At 59.3% G+C, this 14,557-nt stretch carries 6 protein-coding genes; 2 read left to right on the forward strand and 4 right to left on the reverse strand.

Annotated features, from left to right (window positions below):
* Positions 1-216: 216 nt before the first annotated feature.
* Both Q1B40_RS11260 and Q1B40_RS11265 read left to right on the forward strand, forming a co-directional pair.
* Positions 217-7,836 (forward strand): type I polyketide synthase, encoded by a 7,620-nt coding sequence (locus tag Q1B40_RS11260; RefSeq protein WP_299813979.1) that lies wholly within the window; start codon positions 217-219, stop codon positions 7,834-7,836.
* 40 nt (positions 7,837-7,876) lie between these two features.
* The gene (locus Q1B40_RS11265) at positions 7,877-9,235 is read left to right on the forward strand and encodes an aminotransferase class I/II-fold pyridoxal phosphate-dependent enzyme (RefSeq protein WP_299813982.1); all 1,359 of its coding nucleotides are present in this window, start codon (positions 7,877-7,879) and stop codon (positions 9,233-9,235) included.
* 32 nt (positions 9,236-9,267) lie between these two features.
* Here the strand turns inward: Q1B40_RS11265 and Q1B40_RS11270 are convergent, their stop codons facing one another.
* From Q1B40_RS11270 to Q1B40_RS11285, 4 genes are all read right to left on the reverse strand, one after another.
* Entirely contained in the window at positions 9,268-10,080 is an 813-nt protein-coding gene (locus tag Q1B40_RS11270; RefSeq protein ID WP_299813985.1) for an SDR family oxidoreductase, read from the reverse strand.
* A 68-nt stretch (positions 10,081-10,148) separates the two neighbouring features.
* Entirely contained in the window at positions 10,149-11,888 is a 1,740-nt protein-coding gene (locus Q1B40_RS11275; protein ID WP_299813988.1) for a hypothetical protein, read from the reverse strand.
* Positions 11,889-11,890: 2 nt separating this feature from the next.
* Positions 11,891-13,213, reverse strand: coding sequence for a capsular biosynthesis protein (locus Q1B40_RS11280; RefSeq protein WP_299813991.1), 1,323 nt, complete (start codon positions 13,211-13,213; stop codon positions 11,891-11,893).
* Entirely contained in the window at positions 13,197-14,546 is a 1,350-nt protein-coding gene (locus Q1B40_RS11285; RefSeq protein WP_299813994.1) for a capsular biosynthesis protein, read from the reverse strand. Before Q1B40_RS11285 ends, Q1B40_RS11280 begins: the two co-directional genes overlap by 17 nt.
* Between the last annotated feature and the right edge of the window lie 11 nt (positions 14,547-14,557).

Below are 14,557 nucleotides of genomic sequence, written 5' to 3' on the forward strand. Positions count from 1 at the left end.
CCCTCTTGGGCTAATGGTTCCCGGATAGAGAAGGCAACGGTCGGTGGAATCAGACTGGGGCTTGGGATAAGCTTGCGCTTGGCACTATGCAGGATAGGCCAATCGCATGCGGATCTGACGTTGAGGGAGCCCTGAAAAAATGACTATTCTGTGACTATAATATTGTCTAAAATTCAATAACTTGATCTACCCTAACCAATAAAAACAGGTTGTTCTGTGGCGTCGCTTACCTCAAACATCGACATTTTAGGTTATTCCAGTCGGCTTCCCGGAGCCAAAGATTCTGACGAATTCTGGTCACTTCTGAAAAACGGTGAATGCGCCGTCACATCTGTTTCCGCCGACCGCTGGCCGCTGGCGCGATTCGGCCATCCGCTTCAATCCACCTCCGGCAAGACCTACACCTGGGCAGCCGGGCAAATGGATGATGTCTGGGGTTTTGATCCTTCCTTTTTCGGCATTTCGCCACGCGAAGCCGTACAGATGGATCCGCAACAGCGTTTGTTGCTGCAACTCGTCTGGGAAGCTCTGGAACACGCCAATATCCGGCCGAGCGATCTGGCGGGCACGTCAACCGGGGTTTATGTCGGCGCATCCTCGCTGGATTACCATCACCGCTTTCTGGTCGATCCGGCCATGGCGGACATGCAGTTCATGACAGGCAACACCCTGTCGATCGTCTCCAACAGAATTTCCTATATTTACGACCTGAGAGGGCCGAGCTTCACGGTCGATACCGCCTGTTCCTCATCGATTGTCGCTCTGCATGAAGCCGTCTCGGCGATAGAGAGCGGTCAGATTGATACCGCCATCGTGTGCGGCGTCAGCCTGCTCCTCAGCCCGTTCGCCTTCGTCGGATTTTCGCGCGCGACCATGCTCTCCCAGACCGGGCTCTGCCAGGCATTCGATGCCAATGGTGACGGCTATGTGCGCTCGGAGGGGGGCGCTGTGATCATCCTGCGCGCCGCGCGTGCCGGAATGCCTGAAGGTTCCAAAAGCCACGGCAAATTGCTGGCGACAGGCATCAACGCCGACGGGCGCACCGTCGGTCTTTCCCTGCCTTCCCCCTATGCGCAGGCTGATTTGCTGCGCGAGATTTACGAAGGGCTCGGTATCGATCCGGCAAAGCTGGCGTTCGTCGAGGCGCACGGCACTGGAACCCGGGTCGGCGATCCTGCAGAGGCAGATGCGCTTGGCAAGGTGATCGGGCAAAAACGCAGCGACGTCCTGCCGATCGGGTCGGTCAAAACCAATGTCGGCCATCTGGAACCGGTTTCCGGGCTTGTCGGCCTCCTCAAGGCCGTGATGGCCCTTAAGGAGGATCTGTTTCCGAAGTCGCTGCATTTCAAGACGCCCAACCCGGATATTCCGTTCGAAGAACTCAATCTCAAGGTCGCCGGCGAGGCAATTGATCTTCAGCCTTCGAAAGACCGCAGGTTTGCCGGTGTCAACTCCTTCGGCTTCGGCGGCACCAACGCACATGCCGTCATCGGCGATCCGGACCCGGTTCCGGCAAGCGAAACGACGACGCAGGAAGACGCACCCCTCATTATCAGCGCCCGTTCCAAAGAGGCTCTGCAGGAGCTTGCCGGACGCTACCTGAAGCGGTTCGACAACGCCGGTGAGGACGCCACGGGCAACCTCATCGCCTCCAGCGCCCACAGCCGCGACCTGCTTTCCGAACGTCTGGTCGTTCTGGGCAAGTCGAGGCAGGAAAAGCTCGACGCTCTGCGCTCTTTCTCCGAAAACGGCGAAGAACTGCCCGACCTTGTGTCGGGAAGCATCATCAAGGCGAATGCAAAAGTCGGTTTCGTCTTTTCCGGAAACGGCTCGCAATGGGCCGGAATGGGCCAGGAAGCCTATCAGGCGGATGCCTCCTTCCGGGAAGCATTCGACAAAGTCGACAGGATCTTCATGGGTCTGAGCGGCTGGTCTCTGGTGACCACCTTGTTTGCCGAGGATCTTGAAAGCGATCTGGAGCGGTCGGAAATTGCCCAACCGCTGCTGTTCGCTATTCAGATCGGCATCGTGGAGTCGCTCCGCAAACGCGGCATTACGCCTGCAGGCACAACCGGGCATTCCGTCGGCGAAGTCGCCGCGGCATGGTGCGCCGACGCTCTTGATCTGGAACAGGCTGTGCGTGTCATCCGGGCCCGCTCCAGCGAGCAGGAAGTCGTCCGTGACCTCGGGTCCATGGGCGCTCTCTTGCTGTCTGCGGATCAGGCGGTTGCGGCCATCAAGGAAAGCGGCCTCCCCCGCCTTGAACTTGCAGCCGACAACAGCCCGCGCAGCGTGACAATCTCCGGCGACAGCGACAGCCTGGACGCTTTTTCCAAGTTTGCCCGCAAGAAAAAATGGGCGATGCGCCGCCTCAACCTCGCCTATCCGTTCCACAGTGCCCTCGTGGACCCGATCAGGGAACCGCTTCTGGCCGCATTGGATGGACTTGATCCGGGCGAAGCCACGCTGCCGTTCTATTCGACCGTGACACCTGACGAAAAAAGCGTCAGCGTTTCGAATGACTACTGGTGGAAGAATGTCCGCCAACCGGTCCTCTTCGCCGCCGCGATTGAAAACATGACCGCCGACGATTTCAGCGTTCTGGTGGAAATCGGGCCGAAACCGGTGCTGGGCACCTATATCAACGACGTTCTGAGAGCCAAGGGCAAGAAAGCCAAGTTTCTCGAAACGCTCAAGGAACCTTCCAAAAAATCGGCTGTACCCGCAGGCAATCCGCTCGACCGGATCGCCGCCTCGATCCTTGCCCATGGCGGTAAAACGGATCTGGAGAAATACGTCGGACCGAAGCCTGCACAGCGGACCGGCTTGCCGTCCTATCCATGGCAGAATTCCGAGTATCGCCCGGAAAGCACCCCGGAACAGGTCGATTTCATGTTCGGCCAGACCTGGCCGCTGCTGGGATACCGGCTGCGCAAGGACACTGCCGAGTGGTTCAACCATATCGACAGCGGTTCCCTGCCGTTCCTGCATGATCACAAGGTCGAAGAAAGTGTGGTCTTTCCCGCCGCCGGTTACATCGAAATGTGCCTCAGGGCAGCCTTGCGCTGGACCAGGGGCGATCAGATCGAACTGCGCGATTTCGACATCGTGCGCCCGCTGGTAATTGATGGCGACGAGGTCTGGGAAACACAGGTCCGGATTTCATCCGACGACAATGTGATCGAAATTTTGTCCCGGCCACGGCTGTCAGACAACGACTGGTCGTTGAATGCTCGTGGAACCTTCATTACACCCTCGACCACTTCCAGAAAGCCCTGGCTCAAAGCCGGCACGGACAGCGTTTCCGTTCTCGATCATGAAACGCTTTACAAGATCACGGAAAGTTTCGGCCTGAATTACGGCCCGGCCTTCCGGCGTGCCCATCGCGTGGTCAAACATTCAGACACGACTGCCACCGTGGACCTGCTGGGCCAGGACCCCAGCCTGGAAAAGCTGCCTTTCGTGTTGTGCCCGACATTGGTCGACGCCGGTTTTCACGGGCTCTTTGCCCTTCTTGACGGCGTCAAGGGTGTTCCGCAAAACACGTCGTTTCTGCCTATCAGGCTTGGAACCCTGCGCCTTCTGGCGCCTGAAACCCATCCGGCATCAGTCAGCATCGAAGTCACGAAGGCCTCCCCGCGATCGATCGAGGCAAGTTTCGAATTCCTGGACGCGGACGGACAGACTGTTGCACGCCTGAACAAGGCGCGCTTCAAGGCGGTCACACTCGGTCAGGACACGCGGCCGGATGACCTCGTTTATCGGCAGATCGCCACCGTTCTTCCCGACCCGGAGCGGATTTCTCCGCTGCAGAAGACCTTCGAAGGACTCGCAGACCTCGCGGCAAGACTGGATCTTGCCGGTTCCGAAGAGCAGGAACCGGACGACAGCCGCGTTCTGATCGAAGCTCTCGGCAGGGCAATTTCTCACCACACGCTGTTCGGCAAGTTCGGTGACAGGCCTATCCGTGTCGCCGAACTCGTTTCAGCGGGCGAACTGCACGAAACCGCAGCGCCGCTTGCAGCCAGCATGCTGGCGTGGCTTTCGGAAAGTGGTCTGTGCGAAGAAACGGACGAGGGTTTCCGGCTTGAGGATCCTGCAGGGCATCCTGCGGCGCACGATCTGCTTCAGGCCCTTACGGATGGCGGTGGAGAACATATCTCTGAAGCCGCCCTTCTCGCCCGACTTTGGACGGGTCTGACCGACATATTCACGTCAGGACTGGAAGAAACGGCCGCCAAGCTATACGCTTCAAGCCTTTTCGACGCCTATCGATCCTCCTCTCCCGGCAAACGGGCATTGTCGACAGCGCTGCAGAGCAGCGCCCGGTCGATTTTCGCGACCTGGCCGAAGGATCAGGCTTTCCGGGTGCTTCTCGTGGGTGCCAGTGGCGGTCTCGCCGCAAACCTCGACATGGACCTCGATCCGACCCACATGGCCCTGACGGTTACGGATGCGACATCCTCCGCCGTCGGCCGCGGTGAGCGTCTCTGGCAGGGAAGTTCCGCCACGACCTTCCTGGAGCCGACCGAAGCGGAATTCGATGTCTCGAACTATTTCGACCTGGTGCTTTTCGATACTTCGCTTGCCGATATCGATCCGGATACGCTGAAGCGTTTCACCAGGTCGGTTACTCCCGGTGGTGTTGTGCTTGCGGCCGAACCGCTGCCACACCCTCTTTCGGACCTGATCATGGGTGTCGGGTCGAACTGGTGGGATGAGCAATCGAGCGCCGACGAGCCGATCTCCCGGCAGCAGAGCGACTGGACGAAGATCCTTGAAACCGCCGGTCTCAGGAACATCGAAACCATTCCTCTCAAAAGCACGTTGATCGAAGCCGATCTGATCTGTGCTCGCGTTCCCGAGGATGCCGATGGTTCCGATGCAGTGGAAAGCGAAGAAGCTGCTGAGACGGTTCCGGAAACGAAGGCTTTCCTGCTTCTGACAGATGCGGAGGGCCCGGCCCACCGTCTTGCGGAAGGCTTGAAGTCCTGCATGGAACGGCATGGCCACGCAGCAACGCTTCTTGTTCCGGGCGAAGTGACCGAACAACTCGGCGAAGGCATCTGGAGCGCCGCGCTGGAGCAGAGTCAGGATCAGCCACCCGAAGCTCGGGACGAGGCTCTTTCGCAACTTCTTGCGGCACATGACGGCCGGCTGGTTCACCTGCGCGGTGCCTACGCCAAACCGGGCGACGCGCTGAGTTCCGTCGATGGCCGCGCCTACAGCATGATGATGCTGTTGAAAGCGCTCGGAGCGGAACAGGGTGAATTCACTCTCCTCGCACCGGCCGGTGCTCAGGACATCGCCGGCGGCAAGGGGCCTGCCCCCGATCAGGCGGGCATCTGGGCTTTCGGCCGGGTAGTGATGAATGAATACCCGGATGCGAACCTCAAGCTGATCGACGTCTCTCCAGATCTGGAACCGGGTATTGCCGCGGCGCGCGTCGCGGAGGAAATCCTTATCGCGAACTGCGAACGGGAGATCGTTCTCGACAGCGAAACGCGATCCGGCCTGCGCCTCCTCAAGGGCGGCGTGCTGGCGGACACCGCCCTCCCGGAAGGCGCCCGCCCTGCCATGCAGCTTGACATTACGCGCCAGGGTTCACTCGACCAGCTGACCTGGAAAGCGGTTGAACGTCATGAGCTTGCCGGCAAGGATATCGAAATCGCGGTTGAAGCCAGCGGTCTCAACTTCCGCGATGTCATGTGGGCGCTCGGCCTGTTGCCGGAAGAGGCCCTGGAAGACGGCTTTGCCGGCCCGACCCTTGGCATGGAATGCTGCGGCCATGTGGTCGCCTGCGGTCCCGACGTCACCCGGTTCAAGACCGGCGACAAGGTCATCACTTTCGCACCGGCCTGTTTCGCGTCTCATGTCACCGTCGATGAAAGCGGATGCGCACCGATGCCCACGACGGTGTCGGCCGAGGAAGCGGCCACCATTCCGGTGACGTTCCTGACCGCCTTTTATGCTCTGGTTCATCTGGCCGACCTGGCCGAAGGGGAAACCGTGCTGATCCACGGCGGCGCCGGCGGCGTCGGCCTGGCGGCCCTGCAAATTGCAAAATGGCGCGGTGCGAAGATTATCGCGACGGCCGGATCCGAGGACAAGCGTAACACGCTGAAGCTTCTCGGGGCGGATGTCGTGCTGGATTCCCGCAGTCTTGCATTCGTCGATGCCGTTCTTGAAGAAACCCGCGGCGACGGCGTCGATGTGGTCCTGAACTCGCTGTTCGGCGAAGCGATGGAACGCAGCATCGAGGTGCTGAAACCGTTCGGGCGTTTCCTGGAGCTTGGCAAACGGGACTACTACGGCAACACCCGGATCGGTCTGCGTCCTTTCCGCCAGAACCTCACCTACTTCGGTATCGACGCCGATCAGCTGCTGACGCGCCAGCCGAAACTGGCCGAGGACCTTTTCGTCAGGCTTGTCGAGCTGTTCGAGGACGGTACGCTGCGGCCTCTGCCGCATCGCGTGTTCGAAGCAGCCGACGTTGTGGATGCCTTCCGTCTGATGCAGCAGGCAGGCCATATCGGCAAGATCGTCATTCGTCCGCCTGACGTGCCAGCTTCAGTTCCGGCGGCAACCGACATCGCCTTTGACGGCGATGCCGCCTATGTGATTGCAGGTGGCTTCGGTGGTTTCGGCGCCGCGCTGTTGAACCGGCTTGCCGACCACGGTGCGCGGAACCTTGCCGTTCTGAGCCGCCGAGGCGATGCAAGCGAGGAAGCTCAGTCCGTCCTCGCCCAATTGACGGAACGCGGTGTCAACATCACGGGTCATGCCTGCGATATCACCGATGAGAATGCGGTAAAAACCGCGCTCTCGGACATTCGTGCGCACGGAAAACCGATCAAGGGTGTCTTCCACACCGCCATGGTATTGAACGACGTCCTGATCGCCAACATGGATCACGATGGACTGACCCGGGTGCTTGCGCCAAAGGTTCGTGGCGCGGAACTGCTCGACCGTCTGACAGCAGACGATCCGCTGGACCATTTCGTTCTCTATTCCTCGGCCACCACCCTTGTGGGCAATCCCGGTCAGGCCAACTATGTGGCCGCGAACGGCTATCTGGAAGGGCTGGCCCGCAGGCGCCGCGCCGAAGGCAGGCCTGCGCTTGCCGTCGCCTGGGGCGCCATCTCCGACGCCGGCTATCTGGCCCGCAACGAAGATGTCAACGAAATGCTGTCCCGCAAGCTTGGCCGGCATGCTCTGACGGCCAAGGAAGCCCTGGACGGTCTTATGGCGCTGCTGGCGTTGCCGGAACAGTCGAAGGATGTGAGCCTTGCGGCGCTCGGTTATGCCCGGATCGACTGGCAGGCAGCGCGCAAGGATCTCGCCCTGGTGGGAACACCGTTTGTCAGCCTGCTTGGGCTCGGCGACGAGGATGACACCGGTTCGGACGGCGTGATTGATCTGGCTGCCATGCTCCAGGGCATGGATCAGGTCACCGCCGCGCAGACGGTTGCGAAGCTTCTGGCCGCGGAAATCGGCAAGATCCTTCGAATTGCGCCCGAGGAGATCGACTCGCACAAGCCACTTTCGGATATCGGCATGGATTCGCTCATGGCTCTCGAACTGCGCATGAGTGCGGAGCGCCAGCTCGGTATCGACATCCCGCTGATGTCACTGGCCAATGGAGCAACTCTGATTGACTTGTCCACCCGGGTAGCCAATCGTGTTCTTGGAGAAGAAAACGCTTCCGGCATGTCGGACGAGAGCCAACAGCTCGCCAGCCTGCATATGGATGACAACCGCTCCGAAACGGACGACCTTTCCGATGTTGCAGCCGAAGTCGAGAGCAAGAGCCGTGAACTCGGCTCCTTCCTCTGACCGAAAGCAGCCGGGCCGGATATAACAAGGAATGACCAATATGGGCGCAGATGATCGGGCCAAGCTTATGGACAGCTTGAAAGCCAACCGGCGCTCCGCGCGCGGGCGTTCAGCCTCAGCGCCCGAGCGTGCTCAAGCAACGTCTCCCAAACGCAAGGTTTTCGACTTCAAGGAATTGCCTCAGGTCAAGCAGTTGCAGATGCATCGGGCAGCTGCGGACATGATGGGGATCGAAAATCCCTTTTTCCGGCCGCATGACGGGTTGGCGACTGAAACCAGCCTTATAAATGGGCACAACTACGATAATTTTGCTTCCTACAACTACCTCGGACTGAACGGACACCCCAAGGTGAACGCCGCGGCTAAGGAGGCAGTCGAGCGCTTCGGCACCAGTGTCTCCGCCAGCAGGATCGTCGCCGGCGAACGGCCCATTCACGGTGAACTGGAAGCAGCTCTTGCCCGCATCCACGGAGTTGAAGCCGCCATTGTCATGGTTTCGGGCCATGCCACCAATGTCACAACCATCGGGCATTTGATGCAGAAGGGGGATCTGGTTCTGACAGATTCCTACGTGCACAACTCGATTGCCGAAGGTGTCAGGCTTTCCGGCGCAACCCGCATGAATTTTCCGCATGACGATCTCGATGCGCTGGAAAAAATGCTGGCCGATCACCGGCACAAATTCGAAAAAGTTCTGATTGCCGTCGAGGGCCTATATTCGATGGACGGCGATTTCCCCGATCTCAAGAGGATCGTCAAACTCAAGCAGTCCTATGACGCTTGGCTGATGGTGGACGAAGCGCATTCGATCGGTGTTCTGGGCGAAACCGGCCATGGCATCTCCGAGCATTTCGGGATCGATCCGACCGAAGTCGAAATCTGGATGGGAACGCTCAGCAAGACCTTTTCGTCCTGCGGCGGCTATATCGCCGGCTCGAAAGTTCTGTGCGACTATCTGAAGGTTACGGCGCCAGGCTTCGTCTTTTCCGTTGGCCTGTCCCCCGCGCTTGCCGGGTCTGCCATCACTTCTGCGGAACTTCTGGAACAGGAGCCGGAGCGGGTGAAGCGTTTGCAGAAAAACGGCTCGCTGTTTCTCAAACTGGCGAAAGAGGCAGGTCTGAACACCGGACCGAGCACGGGATATGCTGTCATTCCGGTTATCGTCGGCGATTCCGCCGGTGCGGCAACACTGTCCAATCGCTTGCTTGCAAAAGGCATCAATGCCCTGCCGATCATTTTTCCGGCCGTTCCGGAAAAATCCGCGCGCATCCGCTTTTTCATAACGAGCGAACACACTGAAGAACAGATTGTCCGGGCCGTCGAAACAACAGCTGCCGAGCTTGATGCCATGCGCGCCGACGGGACGGCGGTGGATCGGCTGATCAAGGCCGCCAGGTAACCCGGCGGCCCTCGCAGCGGCCGTTTTTTCCGTTATGTGTCAGATGATGGGTCCCGGTAACGCGGATCGCGCTCGATCTCCGCTGAAAATCCGCCCAGGAACAGATCGCCCAGGATGGGCGGCAACAGATTCTGCAGCCGTATGCCGAATGCCAGCAAAAACGGAAAGGCGTAGAAGGCGCGCCGGCGTTCTATCGCGCGCCGCATCAATCTAGCGGCCTTCTCGGCGGACATTTCAAAAGGCTTTGAACCCTTGTGCCTGGCGGACATAGGTGTCGTCACGAAGCCCGGACATATGATCGTCACCGAGACGCCGTAGGCTTTTAGCCAGCCGCGCAGAGAGTGGCCGTAGGCGATGATCGCTGCCTTGGTTGCGCTGTAACTCGGCATATCCGGAAGAGCGCGTATGCCCGCCAGCGAGGAAATCAGAACGATCTGTCCCCGACCGCGAGTTTGCAGGGCATCGACGGCACCTGAAACGGTATTGACCACTCCGCGATAATTCACGTCGATCTGCCGATCACTGTCAGCGTCGCTTTCACGGGTCCGGTCCGGACCGAGACCGGCTGTGACCCCCGCGTTGGCAATCACGAGATCAACGGGATTACGCGCATCGAGATCGCTCAGGTAAGCGTGAAGCTTTTCCCGATCCCGAATGTCGATCGCCGCGGCTTCCCCTTCCGCGCCAAGTGCACGTATGTCTGCCAGGACCGGTCCGAGCCGCCCTTCGTCACGCCCGATCAGCGCCAGAAAGGTTCCCGGGCCGGCAAATTCCCTGGCCAGCGCTTGGCCGATGCCGCCACTGGCGCCTGTCAGCACGATGACTCTGTCATATCGGTTCGTCATGGCCTTTCCTTCTTCCGGGTCGCCCGGATTTCGAGCGGATTCTAATGAATTGAAAGTCTCATGAGAGTTCAAATGCCCAGTTTGCGTCCGAGCCAGGATGAATGACGCTTCAAGGCCGTGACAAGAAGATGTCTCCGGTCTCCACGCTGTTCACTCAGTCTCGCCACGAGGAATTCTGGCGTGCAGGGTAGCAGAGAGACCGGGTCGACCGTACGGGCGTATTTGACCAAAGCCAGATAGACCAGTTCCGGCAGGCTGCGGGTGCGTCCCCTGCCCGGAATATCCGTCAGATCCTCGCACAATCCCCAGCCAGCATAAAACGGCGCCCCATGCACGGTCACCTTCTTGCCGCGGAGGATCGCCTCGAAGCCGGAAAGCGAAGAGAAGGTTTCGACACTGTCGACCGCTTCGATCAGATCGATGATGTTGGCATCCTCGGCAATTTCATCGGCGTATTTCAACGCCGTTTGCCGGTCGACCTTGCCCTTGCGCAATCCAGTTTCCACATCCGGGTGCGGCTTGAAAACCAGATAGGCGTCCGGATGCCGGGCGCGCACCAGTTTTAACAGATCCAGATTCACATTCGGCGTATTGGCACAGTCGATTGTCGCAGACATCGACTTGCGGATCGCGGCGTCATCCGCGACCTGTCCCGGGACCAGGATCGCGGTTCTTCCGGCAGGAAAGGAAAACTTGCGAGATTTGCCGAAATTATATTTCGACACGCGGGCGGCACCGATCAGTTCAACCAGATGTTTGCCACGATGCTTTTCCTCCTCCGAGAGTTCATAGTCTTTCAGCAGCACTTCCAACCGGCTTGGCCGGGACGGGTCGTAGTAGATACCAAGGTCGTCCACGGCAAGCATCGCGCCACGTGCGAGGCCCGCCCCCAGCCCCACAGACCGCAGGAACCCGTCCTCGATCCGCAAGAGCGGAATTTCTGCTTCCAAGCAAGCCTCTTCAAATGCCGCATCCGTCCGTCCTGCCCAGGACAAAACCTGACCGCCGCTTCGGCTTGCTGCCGCGATCGTTTCTTCCCGGGTTTCGTGAAATGACACGTCTCCGCCCCTGCCGGCGAAGGTTGCCCGGATCGAGGGGTGGTTCCAGTATTGGGCTCCATAACAATGGCTTGCGCGGTGGTTTTCCTGCCAGCTCGACTGGATGGTATGGAAGATTTGCAGGGCTTCGGGCCAGTCGACCGGCTGTCCGGTATAAGGCGAAAACCAGACCGAGTTTTGGGTCAGTATGGAGTCCAGCACACTCTCCGGTGCGATGCCGCGCTTTCCGGACATCTCGTCAATTGCTTGCCTGCCCCCACTTGCCTCCCCTGTGTGCTTTCGGTTCGAGAGCAAACCTTCCAGATCCTCGCCGCCGCGTGCAGAAAGTTCAGGCTCTCCGGCCAACGCGCATGAAAGGCCAAGGGAACGCCAGGTGCTGACGAATTGCTGATCGGCCCCTCCCACAGCCCCGTCTGTCACGACCGCCTCCGCGCAGGCGCGCACAAGGAGCTCCCAGGGCTTACTCAGATCCTCATCGCCAGGTTTTGCCACTGGCAGAAGAATGAGGCTGGCAGGAATGCGTTTGGCGTCAATTGGTGTCGGCCCCGGAAGCACGAGAAGAAGGCCCGCTGCTTTTCGCACCGCCAGGTCAACGACCATTGGCAGACGCTCGGGTGCGGCGGCGACATACAATTGCCCCTGGATCTCCTCTTTCGCTTCTCGCTCTTGAAGAGCGGCCTTGATACGCGCCTTCCACTTCACGAGCAAAGGATCCGCTCCGAAGAGAATTTTCGGGCCCTTGGTGCGCATATTCACAGCGGCACCCCGAGTTTACGCGCTTTTTCAAGCCTTGGCGGCGGCTCGACAAAGGCTCCAAGCGGGTTGAGCTCACGTTTTACGATACGATCCGCGATATTCCGGGCAGCGACGGACACACCCTCCCGGTTATGAATCGACCCGCGAATCTGGGTGGTCGCTGCCAATGCGCGAATATAAGCGTTCAGGAGCGACGGGTCAGGGCTCTGCGGATCATTCCAGAAACCGGAGAGGTCTCCTTGGTGTGTCAGTCCCTCAATGTCGTAATGGGCCGGCACCAGGGTTTTGACTGGCACCATCGCCTGCAAGGCTTCCAGGCCGGCGGTCGAGTTGAGCGTCACCACGCCAGCCGCAGCCTCAAGAGGTTTCGACAGGCCGCCGCCATCGAGATAATGCATTCGATCACTCAGGCCATGCTGGCGGGCCAATGCGTTCGATACCTCCGGCCATTTCTCAAATCCGACATCGAGTGGATGGCTTTTCAATACCAGATGCACGTCAACGGGCGCCGTCTCGGAAAACGATTTGAACACAATGTCCAGAACCTGAGAAAAGCTTTCATACGGAGAGTGCCTGCGAAGCTGGAAATCGCCTTCAAGCTGGATCGGCAAAACAAAATATCTGGCGCCCGTATTCCGAAGCGCCTGCATTGTGCGTTCTGCTTCTGCGGTCCGGCTTTTTTCCCGCAGGAGCCGCACTGCGCCGCGCAGATACTCCTCCAGCGGCGGGTAGATCGTATGGCGAACATAGTTCGGATATAGCGGCTTCGAAAACACGTTCGTCAGATTGTAGACGACGTCCGGAGCGGTTTGCAGCCAGAAGGAGGATGGAAACAGCGGCTCCAGGTCCACGTCCCCTGCTCTGTCCGCAACGGTCCGCACAGCATCGGGCTCCTGCGGAAACCGACTCAACGTCGACAGCCCGTTTCTCTCCAGCGTCATCCAGCCCGGCCGCAGGGCGCCGAGTTCGGTCACGGCAATCTGAATTCCCAGCGGAAGCGCTTTTTCTATAGCGACCCGGTGGTAGAGCCGCTGATCGCCGTGCAGCACCAGATCCGTAATTCCATGCGCGGACAAAAAGGCTTCAATGAATTCGGGCCAGTCTTGCGGCGGACCTTTGAAGCTGCTGGATCCCGCTCCGTGCCAATGTAGCCAGTCTCCGGCGCAGAAATTGATCCGGAACACCTGACAGCCGAGCTCTCGGAGATGATTTCCAGTCAGCCTGAAAAGCGGTGATAGCGGCCCCTGCAGAAAGAGAACCCGCCGCGCGGAGGTGTCGATGCCGGGCTCTGACTTGCGGGACTCATCCTGGCCAGACATGAGTCCAACGCTCCATCTTGCCGCGCGTCTTTATTTGCTCGGAAAAAGTGGTTGCGATGCCACGTGACCGCGCCTTTTCCAGCCTTGGAGGAGCCTCGCAAAGCGCGTCCGGCAGATTGACGGTCCCGTCAATGATGCGTTCGGCCATAAGTTCCGCCGCCGCTTCGCGGCCTTCCCTGGTGAAGAAACAGCCTTTGACCTGTATCGAAGCTGCCAGCAAACGCTCCAGTGCTTCCAGAAGGTTCTTGTCCGGTGCGGAGGCACCGCGCCAGAACTCGTCCAGCGGTTTCTGGCATGTCAGACCCTCGATGTCATAAAGCGCGATCCCGAGAACCTTCGTCGGACAGTCCGCCCGCAACGCGTGCAATCCGGTCGTACTGTTTATGGTCAGGGATCCTGCCGCGTGACCAAGAAGCCTGGCCAGGTTTCCACCGTCCACGAGGAGAACGCGTTTCTTGACGCCGTGTTTTTTGGCAATTGTGCGCAAGATGCGCGACCAGGGCTCCATGCCGTTGTCGAGAGGGTGCACCTTGAAGACCAGACGGGCAGATGACGGCGCGTGGAGTGCGAAGGACCGAGTGACCTCCTCGGCAGCTTCGGCGATATGATCGTACTGGGAATTGTAGCGAAGCTGATAATCGCTCTGAAGCTGCAGCGGAAAAACGTAATAGGGAAGCCCGGTGGCGATTATGTCGTCGATGACATGATGGGCATGGCGATTGCGGCGCCTGGCCATCGCGAACCGGGGAATGTTGCTGAGATAGTCAATGAATGGATGATAGAGCTTGTCACGCACATAACCGGGAAAGGCCCACGCGAAAATCACGTTGGCCATATTATAGCTGACTTCATTCACCGCTTCGTTGATGAACGGATATTTGTATAGCGGCTGACGATCGATTTCCGGAAGCGTCTCGCCGCTCCGGCGTATGAGGTCCGCATCCTCTGGAAAAAGGGAGTGAGCGGACATGCCGCGATGTTCCAGCGTAAGCCAGTCTGGCCGCAAATATCCGTTCTCGAAAGCCAGGCAAACCAGCCCCATATCCGCACCGACTTCAGCCGCGGCGACATGATAAGGAACGCGGTCGGCGTAATAGACGATGTGTGTAACTTTGTTATGCCCGCAATAGTCCCGCAACCATTTTGGCCAGTTATCAAGCCTGCCGCGGTAGGAGGTGCATCTGCGGTCATGCCAGCCGAGCCAGTCCCCCGCCGACAGATTGACTCGCAAGGTTTGTACACCCCGTTTTTCCAGGCGGTCCGCGATGGTGCGCGCAAAGACCCCGGGCGGACCTTGCAGAAAAAGCACCACCATGGAGCTGACTGGACTCATTGCATTACGCC

Source organism: uncultured Roseibium sp. (genome assembly GCF_947496995.1).
GTDB lineage: Bacteria > Pseudomonadota > Alphaproteobacteria > Rhizobiales > Stappiaceae > Roseibium.

Excerpts from the sequence above, each read along its gene's own strand:
- Q1B40_RS11280 (WP_299813991.1), bottom strand. The coding sequence starts at position 13,213 with ATGTCTGGCCAGGATGAGTCCCGCAAGTCAGAGCCCGGCATCGACACC.
- Q1B40_RS11270 (WP_299813985.1), bottom strand. The coding sequence starts at position 10,080 with ATGACGAACCGATATGACAGAGTCATCGTGCTGACAGGCGCCAGTGGC.
- Q1B40_RS11285 (WP_299813994.1), bottom strand. The coding sequence starts at position 14,546 with ATGAGTCCAGTCAGCTCCATGGTGGTGCTTTTTCTGCAAGGTCCGCCC.
- Q1B40_RS11265 (WP_299813982.1), top strand. The coding sequence starts at position 7,877 with ATGGGCGCAGATGATCGGGCCAAGCTTATGGACAGCTTGAAAGCCAAC.
- Q1B40_RS11275 (WP_299813988.1), bottom strand. The coding sequence starts at position 11,888 with ATGCGCACCAAGGGCCCGAAAATTCTCTTCGGAGCGGATCCTTTGCTC.